This is a genomic window from Methylobacterium sp. J-026, from assembly GCF_022829585.1.
GTDB lineage: Bacteria > Pseudomonadota > Alphaproteobacteria > Rhizobiales > Beijerinckiaceae > Methylobacterium.
Genome location: NZ_JAKSYC010000074.1, coordinates 51311 through 69654, shown reverse-complemented (window position 1 = coordinate 69654; position 18344 = coordinate 51311). Strand labels below are relative to the sequence as shown.

The window sequence follows — 18344 nt, the reverse complement described above, 5'->3', positions numbered from 1 at the left end:
CCACGGCCGAGCACGCGCAACAATATTGAACGCCTGCACCCTCGCCATCCTGCCGTCCGAGCACAGGGCGGGCCGCTCACCCTCCCCGCTCGGCGGCGGACGGTCGACCACGAAGCGCGTCTGGAGAGGGGAACCCAGCTTCCGGCAGGGGCGCGGCCTTAATCAAGGCCTGCACCCTCTTCTGCACCGTCGCTCCCCTCTCCCGACCCCTGCTAACGCAGCGGCCACCCTCCCCCGCAGAGGGGGGAGGGCAACCCGCGCGATCGTCCCAACGCTTGGCCTTCATCCCCTTCTATTGCGGGCGACACGATGAGCGCATCGGGCAGCATCGGCGGCACCGCCCGCCGGGAACCCCACGCCGCGGAAGCGACGATCGGGCGCAAGGCCGACTACCTGCACGCGGAATCGACCCTGCGCTCGTGGTTCCTCACCACCGACCACAAGCGCATCGCGATCCTGTACCTGACCTCGATCACCGGGTTCTTCGTGATCGGCGCCCTGGCGGCCGGGATCGTGCGCCTCGCGCTGATCGTGCCGAACGGCGCGATCATGGCCAACGACACCTACAACAAGGCCTTCACCATCCACGGGGTGGTGATGGTCTGGTTCTTTCTGATCCCGTCGATCCCCGCGACCTTCGGCAATTTCCTGATCCCCCTCATGATCGGGGCCAAGGACCTCGCCTTCCCCAAGCTCAACCTGACGAGCTGGTACGTGTTCATGACCGGCGCCCTGTTCACCCTGGTCTCGGTGGTGCTCGGCGGGGTCGATACCGGCTGGACCTTCTACGCCCCGCTCTCCACCGCCTTCTCGAACACCTGGGTGCTGCCGGCGCTGATCGGCGTCACCATCGTGGGCTTCTCGTCGATCCTGACGGGCCTCAACTTCGTCGTGACGATCCACACCATGCGGGCGCCCGGCATGACGTGGTTCAAGCTGCCGATCTTCGTGTGGACGCATTACGCCACGAGCCTGATCTTCCTGCTGGCGACGCCCGTCATCACCACGGCGCTGATCCTGCTGATCGCGGAGCGCGGCTTCCATATCGGCGTGTTCGACCCGGCCTATGGCGGCGACCCGGTGCTGTTCCAGCACCTGTTCTGGTTCTACTCGCACCCGGCCGTGTACATCATGGTCCTGCCCGGCATGGGGGTGATCTCCGAGATCGTCCCCGCCTTCGCGCAGAAGAAGCTGTTCGGCTACCGCTTCGTCGCCTACGCGTCGATCGGGCTGGCCTCGGTGACCTTCTTCGTCTGGGGCCACCACATGTTCATCAACGGCCAGAGCGACCTGGCCTCGCTGGTGTTCTCGGCCCTGTCCTTCGCGGTGGCGGTGCCCTCGGCCGTCAAGGTCTACAACTGGACCGCCACGATCCATAAGGGGAGCCTACGGCTCGACACGCCGATGCTCTACGCGATGGGCTATATCGGCCTGTTCGTGCTCGGCGGGCTCACCGGCCTCTACCTCGCGACGCTGGCGATCAACCAGCACATCCACGCGACCTATTTCGTGGTCGCCCACTTCCACTACATCATGGTCGGCGGCACGGTGCTGGCGTTCCTGGGCGGACTGCACTTCTGGTGGCCGAAATTCACCGGCCGGATGTACAGCGAGCCCTGGGGCCGGGTCTCGGCGCTGCTGATCTTCCTCGGCTTCAACGTGACGTTCTTCCCGCAATTCATCCTCGGCTATCTCGGGATGCCGCGGCGCTACGCGACCTATCCGCCGGAGTTCCAGCTCCTCAACGTGTTGTCCTCGGCCGGCGCCACGATCCTGGCGGCGGGCTACATCTTCCCGATGGTCTACCTCGTCTATTCCCTGTGGTCCGGGCGCAAGGCCCCCGCCAACCCGTGGAACGCCAAGGGGCTCGAATGGGAGACCGCCTCCCCGCCGCCGACGCACAATTTCCTCACGCCCCCCGAGGTGCCGCGCATCCCCTACGACTACCCGATCCAGTCGCAGGAATCCCAGGATCAGCACGGATGAGCGAGTCCCTGGCGGACGGCGTCGGGGTCGCCCGCGCCGGCCATTTCGAGACCGTGGCCCAGCAGCGCGCGGCGGCGACGCTCGGGATCTGGGCGTGGCTGATCACCGAGCTGCTGCTGTTCTCGGCCCTGTTCCTGGTGGCGCTGATCACCCGGATCCAGCACCCCGAGGCCACGGTGGCGGCGGCCCGGCACCTCAAGTTCTGGATCGGCGCCACCAACACGGTGGTGCTGATCTGCTCGTCGCTCACCATGTCGATGGCGATCGAATTCTCGCGGATGGGCTGGCAGCGCGCCATGGTCCGGGCGATGCTGGCGACGGCGGCGCTCGGCGGCCTGTTCCTGGTGCTCAAGGGCTACGAGTACTACGCCGACTGGGCCGAGCACATGATGCCGTTCCTCAGCCAGCGTCCCTTCGCGCTCGCCGAGACGCCGGCGGCGCGGCTGTTCGTGAACCTCTACTACGTCGCCACGCTCCTCCACGCGCTCCACCTGTTCACCGGCATCGGACTCCTGCTCGGCATGACCTGGATGGCCGCCAAGGCCGGCTTCCTGTCCCGCCACCAGAACTGGATCGAGGTCTACGGCCTGTACTGGCACTTCATCGATCTGGTCTGGATCCTGGCCTTCCCGATCCTCTACGTGGTGAACCGGTAGGATGCGCAGCCCCCTCGCCGCCCTGAGCGCCGACGACCGCGCCCTCCTCCGGAAGCGCCTGCGCACGCCGGTTCTGACCTTCCTGGCGCTGCTGGCGCTGCTCGCCGTCAACGTCACGCTGGGCGCCACCCTGCCGTTCGCGGAGGTCTGGATCGTCGAACTGCTGGTGGTCGCCGTGATGGTGATGCTGATCCTCCTCGTTTCCATGGAGGTGATCCACGAGCCGCCCCTGATCCGGCTGTTCTCGGGGCTCGGCTTCTTCTGGGTCGCCATCATGGTCGGAATGACGCTGACGGATTATCTGGCGCGGTAGGAGCCAGGACACGCGCGTGACCGATCCCGTACGCGTCGAGCAGACGAAGCTGCTCGCATCGGCCCTCAACACGGTCGCGACGTCCTGCGTCACGGTGGGGATCGCGACGCCGCTGGCCGGTTATATCTACAATGTCAGCAACTTCCGTACGCTGGTCGAGCCCTGGGTTCTGCTTATCGGAACGACCGTTTGGCTTTCGATCGCGGTCAGCCTACATCTAGGGGCAAGGCGCGTGCTCAGGGGATTAGCCGGATGAACGCGAGTTTTGTCGTCGCCTTCGTCGTGACGCCCGCACTGGTTCTCGCTCTTGGCTGGACGGCGGTGTTCCTCCATGAACGTGCGCAGCGTCGGACGGCCGGACGCGTGTCGGGCGACTGAACGCCCGCCGCGGGCCACCTTGGATGGCGTCAGACCGACGATCCCGCGCGACCCTCCTGGACTGATTTATCATGTGCGAATTGCTCGGCATGAGCGCCAACGTGCCGACCGACATCCGCTTCTCCTTCGCCGGGCTGGCCCGGCGCGGCGGCGAGACCGGGCCCCACGCCGACGGCTGGGGCATCAGCTTCTACGACGGGCGGACCTGCCGCAGTTTCCATGAGCCCGAGCCGAGCGCCCGCTCGCAGCTCGCCCGGCTCCTGCGCGACATGCCGATCAAGAGCCGGATCGTCGTGGCCCACGTGCGCAAGGCCAACCGCGGCCGCGTCAGCCTGGAGAACACCCACCCGTTCGCGCGGGAATTGTGGGGCCGCCGCTGGACCTTCGCGCATAACGGCCAGCTCAAGGGCGTGAAGCGCCTGCCGCTCGGCGGCTTCATGCCGATCGGCAGCACCGACAGCGAGCACGCCTTCTGCTGGATGCTGGGCCGCCTGCAGGAAAGGTACAAGGCCCTCCCCCGGCCCGAGACCCTGGATCGGGCCGTGGCCGACCTCGCGGGCGAGCTGCACGGGCTCGGCGTGTTCAACATGCTGCTGACCGACAGCCGGACCCTCTACGCCCATTGCGGCAAGCGCCTCTGCTATCTCACCCGGCGGGCCCCCTTCGGCAAGGCCACCCTGATCGACGAGGACTGGCAGGTCGATTTCGCCCGGGAGACCACCGAGCACGACATCGTCACCGTCATCGCCACGAAGGCGCTGACCCGCGACGAGCGCTGGACCGATCTCGCCCGCGGCGATGTCCTCACCCTGCGGGACGGGGCGATCCGCCTGTTGAGACCGGCGAACGCATCTCACGGGTAGGTCGGCCGAGGGTGCATGGCTGCGCCCGATGCGCTAGAACGCCCGTAACAGGAAAGCAGCGGCCGGATTTCCATGGGTTCTGGCCGGCAAGCGATCCGCCTCGACCCCCTCGGGACCAAGGGTCGAGCCACGAAGAGCTGACGAGTGCGACACGCATGACCCGCGACGACACCGACACCGTCCTGTCCGCGGAGGACGGGACTCGGGATGGCCGCCCGAACCTGGCTCCCGGCATCCGCACGCATCTCGGGGAACACCTGCGCACCGTCTACGAGCGGATCGGCGAGGAATCGCTGCCGTCCCGGTTTGCCGAGCTGATCGAGAAGCTGGAGGCGGCGCTCCGCGCCCGGGGCGAGGCGATCGAGCCGGAATTCCGCAACGGCCTGCTCGCCGCGGTGCCGTCCCTGCGCGCCTTCGCGCTGTCGCTGACCTCGAACCCCGCCCGGTCCGACGACCTCGTCCAGGACACCCTGCTCAAGGGCTGGCAGCACCGCGCGCGGTTCCAGCCGGGGACCAACCTGAACGCGTGGCTGTTCACGATCCTGCGCAACATCTTCTACTCGGATCACCGCAAGCGCGTGCGCGAGGTCGAGGACCAGGACGGGTCCTACGCCGCCCGGCTCGCCACCGCCCCGCACCAGGGCGACCGGCTCGACGTCGAGGATCTGCAATCGGCGCTCGCCAAGCTGCCGCCGGATCAGCGCGAGGCGCTGGTGCTGGTCGGGGCCGAGGGCGTGTCCTACGAGGAGGCCGCCGCGATCATGGGCTGCAAGGTCGGTACGGTGAAGAGCCGGGTCAGCCGTGCCCGCAGCCGCCTCGCGGAGCTGCTGGGCTACGACGAGGAGGATCTCGGCTCCGACCGGTTCATCCAGTCGGCGATGCCCAAGGACGCCTAGGGTCGGGACGCGCGATCCGGCGTTAGCCATATTCGGCACGCCGCGAAAAAGATGCATCCGATTCCGGGGATCGGGCGTTACCGGGCCGAGCTTCGCCGCGTGTCCGCGGCGGAACGCCACGGAACGGAGAAGTCCCGCATGACCCTCAAGACCCTCATCGCCGCCTCGGCCCTCGTCCTGTCCCTGCCGCTGGCCGCCCAGGCCCAGGGCACCATCCCGGGTGCCGAGCGCGGCGCCGCCGCCGGTGCCGATGCGGCCGGCCCGATCGGCGGGATCGTCGGCGGTGCCGTCGGCGCGGCCACCGGCACGGTGGGCGGCATCCTCGGCGTCGACATGGCCCCGCGCTTCCGCAGCTACGTCCGCGAGCGCAACGTCCGCTCCTACGACTATGACGGCCGCGTCGCCGTCGGCTCCACCCTGCCGGCTTCGGGCGTGACCTACTACGACGTGCCGAGCGAGTACCGCGTGCAGCCGGGCTACCGCTACACGGTGGTGAACGATCGCCCGGTGCTGGTCGACCGCGGCCACCGCATCGTCGAGGTCATCGACTGATCCTGCGGGCCGGTCACGCGCCGGCCCCCTGGACCCCGGAGCCCCCGCTCCGGGGTCTTTCCGTTGGCCGCGGCCGTCGGCGCAACGCTTCCTGCGACCGGCCGTTGATATACGGTTCGACCCGTGAGGCGACCATGAGCGACCATACCAGTGAGCCCGGTGCCGTTCTGCCCGAACCGGTGCGCGATCATCTCGGCCAGCAACTGCGCGGAGTCCTGCCGGTCGAGACCGACAAGCCGCGCTTCCTCGGCGACGATTCCGTGCCCGACCTGTTCGAGCCGCAGATACGCCGGCTCGAGACCCGGCTGAAGACCCACGAGGAGGGCACCGGCGCGGTCGGCCAGGTCCTGGACCAGATCCTCGACGCCTTCGGGGTCAAGCCCGGGGAGACGGACGGACGCGAGGGTTGAGGCTCAGACCCGCGGCTTCGCGGCGAGGAGGTCGCGGATCTCCGACAGGAGCTTCACGTCGGCCGGCACCTCGGCGATCGCGTCGGGCTTCTTGTCCTCGGCCCGCTGGAGCTTGTTCATCGCCCGGATCACCAGGAACAGCACGAAGGCGACGATCAGGAAGTTGAGCGTCAGGGTCAGGAACTGGCCGTAACCCAAGACCGCGCCCTGCTTCTTGGCGTCCACGTAGGGCAGGCCGGCCTGCACCTTGGACGAGAGCGGGATGTAGTAGTTCGAGAAATCGAGCCCGCCTGTGACCGCGCCGATCGCCGGCATGAACAGGTCCTGGACCGCCGAATTGACGATGGCCCCGAACGCGGCGCCGATGATCACGCCGACGGCGAGATCAACCACGTTCCCGCGCAGCGCAAACTTCTTGAACTCTTCGAGCATGAACCGACTCCCCGCCGAATGCTGCCAAGATAGGGGTCGGTTCCGCGCGGGCCAGGGTCAATCCAGCCCGGTAAGCTCATTCGGCAGGAGGGCCGTCCTGTCCTCGGCGCCGGCGGCGAGCTCCGCCTTGAGCCGGCGGCGGTACTGTGCGGCGACCACCGGGATGGTGGCGAGGTAGCCGGCGCTCACCGCCACCAGGGCTTCGAACGGGTAGCTGATCAAGATGCCGAAGGCCGCGACCCCGAACAGGAAGATCGGCAGGACGAGGCTGCGCGGCACCCGCTTGCCCATGGTCTTGCCCGAGTAGGTCGGCACCGTGGAGACCACCAACAGGGCGATGCCCAGCACGTAGATCAGGATCGCCGGCGCGGCCCAGCGCTCCAGGCCGAAGCCGAGGAAGTGCAGGTAGAGCGGCAGCATCGCGGTGAGCGCCCCCGCGGGCGCCGGCATGCCCACGAAGAAATCCTTCTTCCAGTCCGGCCGGCCCGGATCGTCCAGCATAGCGTTGAAGCGGGCGAGCCGCAGCGCCATGGCGATGGCGAAGATCAGCGCCACGATCCAGCCGGCCGACTTCAGGTGAAACAGCACGAAGCCGTAGAGGATCAGGGCCGGGGCGCAGCCGAAATTGACGAAGTCGGCGAGCGAATCGAGCTCGGCCCCGAAGCGCGAGGTGCCCTTGAGCAGCCGCGCCACCCGTCCGTCGATGCCGTCGAGGACGCCGGCCACCACCACGGCGATGACGGCGGGCTCGAACTTGCCCTCGAAGGCGAGCCGGATCGCCGTCAGCCCGAGGCAGAGGGCCATCAGGGTGATCATGTTGGGCGCGATCATCCGGAACGGCACCGGCTTGAACCGGCGCGGGCGCGGCTCGTTCGGATCGGGCGCGAAGGGTGGGAAGAGATCGTCCATGGCCGTCTAGATCCGCTTGAACAGCCGTTCCGGGCTGCCGCCGAGATCGGCCAGCACCGTCTCGCCGGCCACCGCCTTCTGGCCGAGCCCGACCAGCACGCTGGACCCCGCCGGCAGGTAGACGTCGACCCGCGAGCCGAAGCGGATCAGCCCGAACCGCTCGCCCACGCCGAGCACGTCGCCCGCCGAGACGAACCCGACGATGCGCCGGGCGACGAGGCCGGCGATCTGCACCACGCCGACGCGCTTCGCCTGCCCGGCATGGTGGGTCTCGATCACCATCCCGTTCCGCTCGTTGTCGTCGCTGGCCTTGTCAAGTTCGGCGTTGAGGAACAGGCCGGGCGTGTAGTGGATCTGGCCGATCCGCCCTGCGACCGGCACCCGGTTCACGTGGCAGTCGAACACGTTCATGAAGACCGACACCCGCAAGGTGGGCACCTGCGGCAGGTCGAGTTCCGGGGGCGGCAGCACCGTGGCGATCAGGTTCACGCGCCCGTCCGCGGGCGAGACCACGAGCCCGTCCACCACCGGGGTGACCCGCTCGGGATCGCGGAAGAAGTAGCAGACCCAGAGGGTGAGGATCAGGAAGATCCACCCGAAGAACTGGGAGAAATAGCCGGCCAGCACGGTCAGCACGATGCCGATCAGGATGAAGGGATAGCCCTCCTTGTGAATCGGCACGAGCGTCCGGCGGATCGTCTCGATCAGGTCGGTCATGGGCTTTTCGGACTCAACGGCGCCGCGGGGGGCATCGGGCGGACATGTCGGACGCGCGGATGGCAGCCCGCCGGGCCGCCGTCAACTTTCCGCCGGTTCCGCGCCATGCCCGGACCGGTGCGTGACGAAACGGGTTCGTCCTGCCGAAGGCCCCCGACCCCGATCGGAATGCTGCCCCGGGCCGGACCGAGGCCTGATCGCCAGATCCGGGCGGAGGGAGGGTGCAGGCGGATGAATGCCGGTGCGGGCCTGCCCCTCCCTCCGCGCGTGGACGTGCCTCAACCCAAGGCTCACAGGATTGAGGCCGCCGCTGAACCCCGCGCGCAGTCCCGTTCGCCCGCAGCGATATCCGGGATGCGCGGACCGGTCCTGGCGACGCCGGACGGCGCATCTCCGATCGACGCGTGGCCCACGGGGCGAGCGCGGGATTCTCATGGCTCCGCGATCGACCGGTGCGGCACGGCAGGGCCTATTGCTGCGGCTCGCCCTGGGTCCTCCGCTGCCTGCTCTCGAGGCGCGCGGCGATCGCCTGCCAGCGCGCCGACTCGTCCTGGTCCGGCCTGACGCCGGAGGCCGGGAATTTGTCGAGCGTACGCGGGTCGAAGGTTTGTGCGACGCCGCGCGCGCCGCGCGGATCCCCCGCGGTGACCAGGCTCTGGAACAGGGTGCGCGCGGCCAGAACCTCTCCGGCCGCCAGGAGCCGCTCCGCCTTGACGTTGAGGGCCTCGTCGACCGAGGAGGCGGACCGGGATCTCCGGTGACGCGCCGTCGATCTCTGCGCTCTGGCAGCCTGGCCCTCGGCGTCAGGGCGGCTGTCGGGGAGAAGCGCGGGGGCCGGGGGGCGAGCCGTGACGGCGCGCGTATTCTCCACCGACGCCGGTCTGCTGCCGGAGCGGACACCTGGGCTGGCCTGATCCGCCTGTGGGCCGCCCAACGCCTCGGAATTGCCCGGCGGTGCGAGCGACGCGCTGTCCGGCCCCTGCGCGGGCTGCGCCTCGGCGCCGCGCGCCTCCGGTATCGGCGCGCCCTCGGACGTGGCGGCCTGGCGATCCTCGGTGTCTGCCGTGGCCGTCGACGCCGCCGGAGGCATCCCTGTCAGGATCGGGAGCGGGTCGTTCGTCAGCGTCGGTATGCCAAGCGACCCGCTCTTCAACAGCGGCCCAGTCTCTGGCGGTCGCGGGGTCGCGGGCGGTTGTGCCTGGCCCTCTGAGGGTGCGCCGGGCTGAGACGCCGGGGGGGGCGCGTCCGGGGGATCGATTGCGGTGGCCGACGAGCCCCGGATCCGGTCACTGATCGTGGATTTGAAAGCGTTGACGATGTCGTCTGGCCATTTCAGGGTGTTGTATTGCGCATATAGAATATAAACGGCAGCTGCGGCCGGAATGACGACAGTAAAAGCGGCTATGACTTTGTAATTTATTCCCCTGTGTTTGGCTGAAGGCCGCCCATCATTTTGATGGAGCGATTCCTCGTCCGAGGCGCGAAATTGCGCCGCATCCTCGCGGACGGACGTTTCTGAGATCTGCCCTGCTTCGTTCGTCGAAGCCGTCTCCTGCGGCTTCGGCCGGCCGATCTCCCCGTCGACACCACTTCCTCGGGCCCCCTCCACTGCGTCGCGGAGCGCCGCCGCAGGTCCTTCTGCGCCTGCACTCTGCAGGTTCGGAAGGTCCCGACCCTGTCCCCCGGGGCTGCCGTCGCTCAGCGGTACATCGCTGTCGCGCCGAAGATCGTCCGGTCCTCGATCGTTGCGGTGATGCGCGTAGGACAGCGGGGAAGATGTTTCGAAAGGTCCGTACGCCGTCGGCGTATCCGACGCGGGGTGAATGTCCGGGATCGGGCGTGCAGCGGAACCGTGCCCGTCCTCCGCTGACGGATCGAAATGGCGTATCTCGGCGACCGGCGGAGCAGGTCGTCCCAGGTAAGCCGGCGCCCGCGCCGCATCGTCGGGGGGGGCATCGCCCCGCAACGTGTCGGTGAGGTCCGGAGCGGGCTCGAACGTGCTGAAGATCAGCGCGGGTTCGCTGAGATCATCCCGCGTACCGGGGGGCGGATCCAAGGGGACGGACCGGGCACCGGGCGCTGCCTCATGGCGCGGACGCCCGGTGTGGCTGACGCGTTGATGGAGGAACGTGACGGGCGCCGCGCTCAGCCCGTCCGCAACGGCGATGCGTCCGTCGTCCTGCGCGAACAGATCCGGGGTGGGATCGTCCTGCCCATGGGCATGCCCGTGCGAGGCGTACGGAAGCGGCGGCGCGTCGCGATCGGGTTCCCAACCCGCGCCGGGATACGCTCCGGGTTGGGCGTCGTCCTCGCCGAAGAACTCGGTCCTGCCCGCCTGGAGGAAGCCTGCGTGCGGGTCGTCGGCGTCCGTGACCGGCGTCGGATGGGCGTCGTGTTCCGGCCGCAACGGATCGGACTGGTCCTCCAACGGGTTCGACGCACGGTGAACGCCGCGGAAGACTCTGCGTCGGGCGCTCGCGTCTGAAAGGTCGTCCATGGGGTCGTTCATCAAGTCGGGGGCGCGCTCATCCGGGCCGGACACGACTGTGGAGCCGGGCAGACATCTTGACCGTTCGCCCGGCCCACGCCTGCCTGGCAGGTGCGGTAGGCATTAAGACCCAGATCTCTATTGATATCGATAACGTGAAAACCTCGGAAGGGCTACGCGCACGGGCCAAGGCCCGGCGTCACCGGGCGGGGACACAGCGACCCGCCGGCCTCGGCGCTTCGCCCCGGCGAGCGGATGAGCGTCACGTTGACCCCCGCTCAGCCCACATTGTACCAGATCAACCCCTCCACCGGGACGCTTGAAAGCCCCTCAAGACAGTTCCGCGGTGTGCGGGGCGAGGACGGCCGGCGACCGGACAGTTCGTACGGCGCTCTAGACTGGATGCGGGACCATCGAACATGGCCATGGACTTGGTGCTCGCAGCCTGCGGTGTGATGATCGGTCTCCCGATCGCCCTGTTCGGGTTCATGCGGCTCGACGAGCGGCCCGGCCGGATGAGTGTGGCGCTCCTCCTCCTCGGCCTGCTGATCACGTTCGGCCCGATCGTCAACGCGAGCATCGCGCATTACACGGCGACGAGCGGCAACGGGCGATACAGCGCGTGGTGAGCCGCCCTCCCCGCGTGCATGGTCCGCGTCGTCCGGTTCGCGCGCCGGTGGCCGTGGCGACGGGGCGGAGGCGGTGAACGCGTGGGATCTCACCGCCGACCAGCGCGCCCAGCTCCTCGATCCGGACCGACATCTCCAGGCCCTGTCGCGCATCGCCGCTGAAGCCCTGCTGGCGGGCGCGTGGGAGACCGCTTACGTCGCCGCGGATCGGCTCTGCCGATTGTCCGTGCGGGCTCGGGCGCGCGGCTTCCTCTTTCGGGCCGAAGCCGTACGGCGGCTCGGCGACGCCGCGCACGCCCGTGCGGACATCGAGAAGGCGCTGGAACTCGACCCGACCGACACGCTCGTCAATCTCCACGCGCTCCGGTTCGCGGAGGGGGAAGCCCGCCTCGACGCGGCGCAGGCCCTGGTCGAAGATCCGAGAACGCCCGTCGATGCCCTGCGGATCGCCGTCGCGGTCCTCCAGGATCAGCAGGCCGGCATCGTCGGGCGGATCGAGGCGGACGACGCAGGCTTGCGGGGCTGGGTCACCTGGCCGGCCGGACAGCGCCTGGAGGGCACGATCCTCGGCGCGGGATCGCCGGAGCACCGCGTCGTCGCGGCCGAGCCCGGGCACCCACTCGCCGGGGAGCGCTACCACGCCGCGGCCTTCGCGTGTCCCCGGCCGGGCCTCGGCGCGGTCGAGATCCGGTTGTCCTGCGATGGCGCGTCACCGGCCACCCGCCGGCAGACGTTCCCGCCGCGATGTCCCCCCGGAGCCGATCCGCCGCAGCCGCGATCACCCCACGCGGACGACGCCTGCGTGCTCACGGTGATCGTGCCGGTGTTCGAGGATGCCGAGGCGACACGGATCTGCCTGGACAGCCTGGAAGCTCAGATTCTGCCGGGGCGGCGCTGGCGGATCATCGTCATCAACGACGCGAGTCCGAATGCCGCGCTGGTCGCGGATGTGGCGCGACGCGCGGCGGAGGGACGGCTGACCCTGATCAGCAACGGTTCCAACCGGGGGTTTGCCGCTTCGGTGAACCTTGCCGCGAGCCAGACCCGGGCCGGCGATCTCCTGCTCCTGAACGCCGACACGATCCTGCCCGACGAAGCGCTCCAACGCCTCGTCGCGCTCGCGGCCGCGACGCCGAACCTTGGGACGATCACGCCGATCTCGAACAACGGCGTGATCACGAGCTTCCCCAATCGACACGCGGCCAACGACCTTCCCTCGGTCCAGGAGCTGGCGGATTGGGACCGGGCCGCGCGACTGGCCGCCCCGGAACCGGTCGCGCTTCCGAACGGGATCGGGTTCTGCCTGCTGGTCACGCGGGCGTGTTGGACCGCGGTCGGCGGGATGCCGCTCTCCTACGGACGGGGCTACTACGAGGATGTCGATCTCTGCCTGAAGGCGCGCCAGCTCGGGTTCCAGAATCTCTGCGCGACGAACCTGGTCGTGGGGCACGCCGGATCCCTGTCGTTCGGCGCCGGGAAACGCAGGCTCGTGGTCCGCAACGCCGCTAGCCTCGACCTGCGCTACCCGGACTATCGCGCCGAGATCGAGGCGTTCCGCCTGGCGGATCCTCTCCGCGTCGCCTACGCGGCGGTCGAGCGTCGGATCGCCCCTCCCCCCTACGACGTCGTGATCGTCAATCCCCTGCCGACGGTCGGTCCCGCGCTGGCGTCCTGGCTCGCGCATTGGCGCGCGGCCGGCCTGCGCTGCCTCTGGGTGGAGCTGGATGGGCAGGCCTGCGATCTCCGGGTCCGGCTCCGCGGCAGCGCCGGCGGCCTGCCGCAATCCTTGGGCTTCGCCCTCGGGGTGGCGCGGGAGCGGCGCGCCCTGGTCGCCTACCTCAAGGCCGTGCATCTCGACCGCGTCGTCGTGGTCGCGCCGGAACGCTGCCCCCGGGTCCTGAGCGCGCTCTGCGACAGGCTCGGCGTGCCCGTCGACCTCCTCGTCGCCGGGGCGCGGGATCTCGCGCCCCCCGCCCCGGTCCCGCCGGCGCAGGCTCCGGCGGAATCGGCACCGCCGGAGGCCGAACTGAACGGCCCCCGCGACCTCGCGCGGCTCTGGAGGCGCGCCGACCGCCTACTGTGCGGCGACGGCATGACCCTGGCGCGCGCGCGGGCGGCGCTGCCGGCGCCGATGCGCCGGAAGCTCGTGCCGCCGGCCGCCGCGGCGGGAGCCCGCCCGGATGCCGGAGTCGACCGGACCGTCGCGGCGAGCCCGGATCGGCCCGCGTCCCGTCGCCTGCGCCTCGGGATCCTGAGCCCCCTGCCGAGCGCGGCGGTGAGCCGTCTCACGCTGGCGATCGAGGCCCGCTCCCGTCAGGTCGGCGCCGCGGTGCAACTCTTGGTCATCGGCGGGACGCTGCACGATCTCGGCCTGATGGCGGGGAGCGCGACCTTCGTCACCGGGCCCATCGCCGCCGACGAGATCGCCGAAAGCGCGACGCGATTCCGGTGCGCGGCGCTGCTGCTGCCCTATCGGGACGCGCTGTTCGCGTGCCTGGAGCAGGCCGCCTGCGGGCGCCGCGCCTATTTCGACTGGTCGGACGGCGCCTACGGGCGGGAACCCGGCGACCTTGTCCTCGATCCGGCGATTTGCGACACTGACGCGGCCGCGCAGATCGTGCGCTGGCTCACAGCCCCGTCGAATCCATCGTCTTGACCGCTCCGAGCGCTCCTCCGGCCATCGCGCATGCGGCGCACCCTTACGTCGCGCAGGTCGAACGGAGCGGGCCGGCCGCGATCACCGGGTTCGTCTACGATCCGGCGGACCCCTCGGCCCACCCCGTCGTCGAGCTGACGATCGACGGCCTGCCCGTCGCACTCGCGCGGGCGGAGATCTATCGGCCGGACCTGGAGCGGGCCGGCATCGGCGACGGCCGCTACGGCTTCAGCTTCGTGCTCGCCCCGGAGGCCGTTTCGGGGGGCGGCCTGGTCCAGGTCGGGCTGGCCAATCTCGCCATCGCGCTCGCCCCGCCGATCCCCCTGGATCGCCCGGCCGTCACCCGCGGTTCCCCCGGCGGCGAAGCGGGATCGGTCGAATGGCGCGGCGGTCTCCACGTGAGCGGCTGGCTCGCCCCGGGCCGCGATCCGGCGCGCCTGCGCGCCCGGGTCTGGATCGACGGCGAGTTGATCGTGGAGGCACGGCCCGACCGCTGGCATCCGCGCGGCCGCGGCGGCGAGCCGCCGGCCCCCGCCTTCGTGCTGCACCTGCCCGACCGGTTCGCGACCGGCCTGACCCGGCAGGTGATCGTGACCGACGGGGCCGGCACGCCCCTGAGCGGCAGCCCCCTGACCCTGGTGGCCTTTCCCGACCCGCTGGAGGAGCTGGCCGCCCGGGCCTACGGGCCGGACGCCGGGACGACAGCGGCCCGCGCCCGTCTGTTCGACACGCTGCTGCCCCGTACGCTCCCGTTCGACCAGCTGAGACCCTGGCTGCGGCGGTATCCGCCGGCCGCGCCCGCCCTGCGCGCGGGCCGATCGGCCGTCGCGATCGTGGGGGATGGGCCGGCCGACGTCGCCCGCACGCGCGACAGCCTCGGCGACAGGCCCGACCCGTCCTGGCCCGTGGCGGTCCTGCCCTCCCCGGATCGCATCGGCTTCGACCCGGCCGATCTCCTCGCCTTCCTCGACGGCGCAGCCGCCGGCTCCGACAGCCTGCTGATCGTGCCGGCGGGCATCATCCTGGAGCCGGGCGCCCCCGGACGCCTCGCCGGGGTCCTGGAGGCGGATCCGGACGCGCGTCTCGTGTACGGGGATCTCGCCGTCGGTCCGCCCGACCGGTCGACCATCCTGGCCTTCCCGAGCTTCGATTACGAGCGCTGGCTCGAACAGGGCTACGGCGCGCTCGTCTTCGCCCTGCGCCCGCCTTGTGCCGCGGAGGCGGCGCGGGCCGGAGCCGACAGCCTCTACCGCCTCGCCAACGCCCAGTTCGACGATCTCCCCCGGGCCCGCGCGGCGGTCGTGCATCTGCCGGGCGTCGCCGGGATCCTGCCGGACCTCGACCTGCCGGCGGCGACGCGGGCGCTGGCCGCCGCCACGCTCCGTCATCTCGAGGCGCGGGCGATGCCGGGGGAGGTGCAGCCGGGCCGCGGCGCGATCCTGCCCGCCGTGCGGGTCACGCGCCGGCCGGCCGAGGCGGAGGTCAGCGTCATCATCCCGACGCGCGATCGCGCCGCGTGCCTGGCGCGCTGCCTCGCGTCGATCCGGCCGGCCCTCGATCGGGCGCGGGCCGAGCTCGTCGTCGTGGGCACGGGCTCCTCGGATCCGGCCATGGCGGCGCTGCTCGACGGGGTCCGGGCGGCGGGCGGTCGCGTCCTGGCCGAGCCGGGACCGTTCACGCAGGCGCGCCTGATCAATCGGGCCGTGAAATCCGCCCGCGGCGCCCTCGTGTGTCTGCTCGACGATGACGTCGAGGCGCGCGGCGACGGGTGGCTCCCGGAGCTGCTGAGCCGCCTCGGCGAGCCCACGACCGTGGCCGCCGGAGCGGTGCTGCGCTGGCCGAGCGGCCTCGTCCGGAGCGGCGGCATCGTCCTGGGGCCGCAAGTCGCGGCGAGCCCCGCCATGACCGATCGGATGGCCGACGACGCGGGCTACGCCGATCTGCTCCGGGTCGCATCCGAACCCAGCGCCGTCACCGCGGCCTGCCTGCTCGTGCGCCGGACGGCCTATCGAGCCGCCGGCGGCCTCGACGAGCGCCACTTCCCGATCCACTTCGGCGCCGTCGACCTCTGTCTCAGGCTCGGCGCGCGGGGGGGCCGCGTGATCCTCACACCGCATCTCGACCTGGTGCATCACGGGGTCTGCGATGACGATCGGGGCCTGTCGGCCGGCGCGCGCGCCCGCCGCGCGCGTGAACTGACCGCCCTGCGCGCGCGCTGGGGCGCGACCCTGCTCGCCGATCCGGCCTACAATCCGCTCCTGGCGCTGTCCGAGCCGCCCTACACGGCGCTGGCCTGCCCGCCGCGGGCCCAGGATCCGCGCCGGCGCAGCCTCGGGGCGCCGGCCGCGATGCCGTCGGGACTGTGAGAATTGGCTCGCCGCCGCGCACGATGGTAAGCGTAGTCGGCGATCAAAAAACAACCTGATGTCACTCTTGTCGGGGGGAATAGCTGTTGTTCGGCGAAGCTCAATCCGCGCACCTGAAGCGCGTCCTGAACACGGGCAGTGGTCCCTTCAATCCGTTGAAGCTGCATCCCGCCTTTCGCACCGGCGGCTGGCACGAGGTGCGCCTCGACATCGACGCGCGCCTCAACCCCGATCTGGTCGGCTCGGTTTTCGACATGCGCGCCCTGGTGCCCGACGCGTCGTTCGACGCGATCTGGTCGTCCCACAACGTCGAGCACCTGCACACGCACGAGGTGCTGCCGGCGTTTCGCGAACTCCGCCGCGTCCTGAAACCGGACGGGTTCGCGCTGATCACCTGTCCCGACCTGCAGGCGATCGCCTCGCTCGTCCTCGAGGGCAAGGCGGAGGCCACGATCTACACGGCGCCGGCGGGGCCCATCTCCACGCTCGACATGCTCTACGGACATTCCCAGTCGATCGCGTCCGGCGGCGTCTACATGGCGCACAACACGGGTTTTACCGCGGACCGGATGGCGCGCGTCTGCCTCGACGCCGGCTTCGCGGAGGTGCGCACGACCAAGGGCGGGTTCTTCGATCTCTGGGCGCTCGCCCTGATGCCGGAGGCGCGCAGCGAGCGGCTGGAGGCGATCTTCGCCGGGACGGAACAGCGCGCCCTGACCCAGTGACCGCCGTCAGCGCGGGGCGCGTCGCACCGCGTTCGGGCCTCGAACCTGGGTAGCACCGGACCTCATGAACATCCTGTTCGTTCACACGAACTTCCCGGCGCAATTCCGGTACCTCGCCGAGGTCCTGGCGGCCGACCCCGCACACCGGGTCGCCGCGATCGGATCCCAGACCGCCGGCCAGCTGCGCGGGGTCAGGCTGGAACGGTACCACTTCCACGACGTCGGGCACGCGGCCGTGCATTCCTTCGCGCGCCGGTTCGATTCCGAGGCGCGCCGGGCCGAGCAGGTGCTGTACACGCTCATCGCGCTCGAGAATTCTGGGTTCATCCCCGACGTGATCGTGGCCCATAGCGGCTGGGGCGAGACGCTGCCGCTGCGCGCCAAGTTCCCGCGCGCGCGCCTCATCGTGTACTGCGAGTACTTCTATCGCGAGCACGGCCAGGACGTGCATTTCGACCCGGAATTCCCGCAATTCGGGGTCGACGGGATGACCTACCTGCGCGCCAAGAACGCCAGCCAGCTGCTGGCCCTCGCGGAATGCGATCTGGGATTGTCGCCGACCCTGTGGCAGCGCTCGACCTATCCGGACGCGTTCCAGGGCAAGATCGCGGTGGCGCACGAGGGCGTCGACACCGAGGCCGTCCGCCCCGACGACCGCGCCGTGTTCCATCTGCCCTCGGGGTTCGCGCTCACGGCGCAGACCGAGGTCCTGACCTTCGTGGCGCGCAACCTCGAACCGCTGCGCGGCTACCACGTGTTCATGCGCGCCCTCCCGGAGATCCTGCACGCCCGCCCGCAGGCGCAGGTCGTCATCGTGGGCGGCGACGGGGTCTCGTACGGCCCGTCCTCGCCGGACGGCCGGACCTGGAAGGACGTGTTCTGGGGCGAGGTCGCGCCCCGGCTCGACCCGCGCCGGGTGCACTTCGTCGGCGCCCTCGCCTACGGGCACTACCTGCAACTCCTCCAGGTCTCGCGCGCCCACGTCTATCTCACCTACCCGTTCGTGTTGTCCTGGTCGCTGATCGAGGCGTTGAGCGCCGGGTGCCTCATCGTCGGCTCGGACACGGCCCCGGTGCGGGAGGTGATCACCCATGGCCAGAACGGGCTGCTCGTGCCGTTCTTCGACGCGCGCAGCCTCGCCGCCGCCGCCATCGCGGCGCTCGGCGACCCCCGACGCTTCGCCCGGCTCAGGCAGCGCGCGCGGGAGACGGCGACCGCCGGCTTCGAACGCCGCCGCGCCGCCGCCGGGCAACTGGCCCTCCTCCAGTCGGCGCTGCGCTGACCCGACCCGCCAGCCGCACCGGAGGGCGTCGCGCGAAAACCCGCCGCGGCCGGGGCGGCGGAACGCCGTAGCGGCTAACGCACCAG

Annotated in this window: 18 protein-coding genes; 14 read left to right on the top strand and 4 right to left on the bottom strand. The window is 70.4% G+C overall.

Annotated elements, in window-relative coordinates; translation table 11 throughout:
- The first annotated feature begins 309 nt into the window (after positions 1–309).
- The 9 genes from MKK69_RS08100 (at position 310) to MKK69_RS08065 (ending at position 6054) form a co-directional block, all read left to right on the top strand.
- Positions 310–1986, top strand: a complete 1677-nt coding sequence (locus MKK69_RS08100; RefSeq protein ID WP_243967270.1) for a cbb3-type cytochrome c oxidase subunit I — start codon at positions 310–312, stop codon at positions 1984–1986.
- Positions 1983–2642 (top strand): cytochrome c oxidase subunit 3, encoded by a 660-nt coding sequence (locus tag MKK69_RS08095; protein ID WP_243967269.1) that lies wholly within the window; start codon positions 1983–1985, stop codon positions 2640–2642. The genes MKK69_RS08100 and MKK69_RS08095 overlap by 4 nt, the downstream gene beginning before the upstream one ends.
- Position 2643: 1 nt before the next feature.
- The gene (locus MKK69_RS08090; RefSeq protein WP_243967268.1) at positions 2644–2955 is read left to right on the top strand and encodes an oxidase; all 312 of its coding nucleotides are present in this window, start codon (positions 2644–2646) and stop codon (positions 2953–2955) included.
- 16 nt (positions 2956–2971) lie between these two features.
- Positions 2972–3211, top strand: coding sequence for a hypothetical protein (locus MKK69_RS08085; protein WP_243967267.1), 240 nt, complete (start codon positions 2972–2974; stop codon positions 3209–3211).
- On the top strand, positions 3208–3333 hold the full coding sequence (locus MKK69_RS30950; RefSeq protein ID WP_279594729.1) for a hypothetical protein: 126 nt from the start codon (positions 3208–3210) through the stop codon (positions 3331–3333). The genes MKK69_RS08085 and MKK69_RS30950 overlap by 4 nt, the downstream gene beginning before the upstream one ends.
- A 71-nt stretch (positions 3334–3404) precedes the next feature.
- Positions 3405–4196, top strand: a complete 792-nt coding sequence (locus MKK69_RS08080) for a class II glutamine amidotransferase (RefSeq protein WP_243967266.1) — start codon at positions 3405–3407, stop codon at positions 4194–4196.
- Positions 4197–4351: 155 nt separating this feature from the next.
- On the top strand, positions 4352–5092 hold the full coding sequence (locus MKK69_RS08075; protein WP_243967265.1) for a NepR family anti-sigma factor: 741 nt from the start codon (positions 4352–4354) through the stop codon (positions 5090–5092).
- Positions 5093–5230: 138 nt separating this feature from the next.
- Positions 5231–5644, top strand: a complete 414-nt coding sequence (locus MKK69_RS08070; RefSeq protein WP_243967263.1) for a DUF1236 domain-containing protein — start codon at positions 5231–5233, stop codon at positions 5642–5644.
- A 134-nt stretch (positions 5645–5778) separates the two neighbouring features.
- Entirely contained in the window at positions 5779–6054 is a 276-nt protein-coding gene (locus tag MKK69_RS08065) for a hypothetical protein (protein WP_243967262.1), read from the top strand.
- 3 nt (positions 6055–6057) lie between these two features.
- Here the strand turns inward: MKK69_RS08065 and mscL are convergent, their stop codons facing one another.
- The 4 genes from mscL to MKK69_RS08045 form a co-directional block, all read right to left on the bottom strand.
- Positions 6058–6486: a large conductance mechanosensitive channel protein MscL gene (gene mscL, locus MKK69_RS08060; RefSeq protein ID WP_243967261.1), complete on the bottom strand. Its 429-nt coding sequence runs from the start codon at positions 6484–6486 to the stop codon at positions 6058–6060.
- 57 nt (positions 6487–6543) lie between these two features.
- Positions 6544–7395: a CDP-alcohol phosphatidyltransferase family protein gene (locus tag MKK69_RS08055; RefSeq protein WP_243967260.1), complete on the bottom strand. Its 852-nt coding sequence runs from the start codon at positions 7393–7395 to the stop codon at positions 6544–6546.
- A gap of 6 nt (positions 7396–7401) precedes the next feature.
- Positions 7402–8112, bottom strand: a complete 711-nt coding sequence (locus MKK69_RS08050; RefSeq protein ID WP_243967259.1) for a phosphatidylserine decarboxylase — start codon at positions 8110–8112, stop codon at positions 7402–7404.
- Positions 8113–8581: 469 nt separating this feature from the next.
- Positions 8582–10609, bottom strand: a complete 2028-nt coding sequence (locus MKK69_RS08045; RefSeq protein ID WP_243967258.1) for a hypothetical protein — start codon at positions 10607–10609, stop codon at positions 8582–8584.
- Positions 10610–11019: 410 nt separating this feature from the next.
- Here MKK69_RS08045 and MKK69_RS08040 point away from each other — a divergent pair, with 410 nt between their 5' ends.
- From MKK69_RS08040 to MKK69_RS08020, 5 genes are all read left to right on the top strand, one after another.
- Positions 11020–11229 (top strand): hypothetical protein, encoded by a 210-nt coding sequence (locus MKK69_RS08040; protein ID WP_243967257.1) that lies wholly within the window; start codon positions 11020–11022, stop codon positions 11227–11229.
- A 73-nt stretch (positions 11230–11302) separates the two neighbouring features.
- Positions 11303–13885, top strand: a complete 2583-nt coding sequence (locus tag MKK69_RS08035) for a glycosyltransferase (protein WP_243967256.1) — start codon at positions 11303–11305, stop codon at positions 13883–13885.
- Positions 13882–16251: a glycosyltransferase gene (locus MKK69_RS08030; protein ID WP_243967255.1), complete on the top strand. Its 2370-nt coding sequence runs from the start codon at positions 13882–13884 to the stop codon at positions 16249–16251. Before MKK69_RS08035 ends, MKK69_RS08030 begins: the two co-directional genes overlap by 4 nt.
- An 86-nt stretch (positions 16252–16337) precedes the next feature.
- A complete protein-coding gene (locus MKK69_RS08025; protein WP_243967254.1) occupies positions 16338–16976 on the top strand; it encodes a class I SAM-dependent methyltransferase in 639 nt (212 codons plus the stop codon).
- Between the two features lie 64 nt (positions 16977–17040).
- The gene (locus MKK69_RS08020; RefSeq protein WP_243967252.1) at positions 17041–18258 is read left to right on the top strand and encodes a glycosyltransferase; all 1218 of its coding nucleotides are present in this window, start codon (positions 17041–17043) and stop codon (positions 18256–18258) included.
- Positions 18259–18344: the final 86 nt, after the last annotated feature.

Excerpts from the sequence above, each read along its gene's own strand:
- MKK69_RS08070 (WP_243967263.1), top strand. The coding sequence starts at position 5,231 with ATGACCCTCAAGACCCTCATCGCCGCCTCGGCCCTCGTCCTGTCCCTG.
- MKK69_RS08040 (WP_243967257.1), top strand. The coding sequence starts at position 11,020 with ATGGCCATGGACTTGGTGCTCGCAGCCTGCGGTGTGATGATCGGTCTC.
- MKK69_RS08095 (WP_243967269.1), top strand. The coding sequence starts at position 1,983 with ATGAGCGAGTCCCTGGCGGACGGCGTCGGGGTCGCCCGCGCCGGCCAT.
- MKK69_RS08055 (WP_243967260.1), bottom strand. The coding sequence starts at position 7,395 with ATGGACGATCTCTTCCCACCCTTCGCGCCCGATCCGAACGAGCCGCGC.
- MKK69_RS30950 (WP_279594729.1), top strand. The coding sequence starts at position 3,208 with ATGAACGCGAGTTTTGTCGTCGCCTTCGTCGTGACGCCCGCACTGGTT.
- MKK69_RS08100 (WP_243967270.1), top strand. The coding sequence starts at position 310 with ATGAGCGCATCGGGCAGCATCGGCGGCACCGCCCGCCGGGAACCCCAC.
- MKK69_RS08050 (WP_243967259.1), bottom strand. The coding sequence starts at position 8,112 with ATGACCGACCTGATCGAGACGATCCGCCGGACGCTCGTGCCGATTCAC.
- MKK69_RS08075 (WP_243967265.1), top strand. The coding sequence starts at position 4,352 with ATGACCCGCGACGACACCGACACCGTCCTGTCCGCGGAGGACGGGACT.
- mscL (WP_243967261.1), bottom strand. The coding sequence starts at position 6,486 with ATGCTCGAAGAGTTCAAGAAGTTTGCGCTGCGCGGGAACGTGGTTGAT.
- MKK69_RS08020 (WP_243967252.1), top strand. The coding sequence starts at position 17,041 with ATGAACATCCTGTTCGTTCACACGAACTTCCCGGCGCAATTCCGGTAC.
- MKK69_RS08065 (WP_243967262.1), top strand. The coding sequence starts at position 5,779 with ATGAGCGACCATACCAGTGAGCCCGGTGCCGTTCTGCCCGAACCGGTG.
- MKK69_RS08045 (WP_243967258.1), bottom strand. The coding sequence starts at position 10,609 with ATGGACGACCTTTCAGACGCGAGCGCCCGACGCAGAGTCTTCCGCGGC.
- MKK69_RS08090 (WP_243967268.1), top strand. The coding sequence starts at position 2,644 with ATGCGCAGCCCCCTCGCCGCCCTGAGCGCCGACGACCGCGCCCTCCTC.
- MKK69_RS08080 (WP_243967266.1), top strand. The coding sequence starts at position 3,405 with ATGTGCGAATTGCTCGGCATGAGCGCCAACGTGCCGACCGACATCCGC.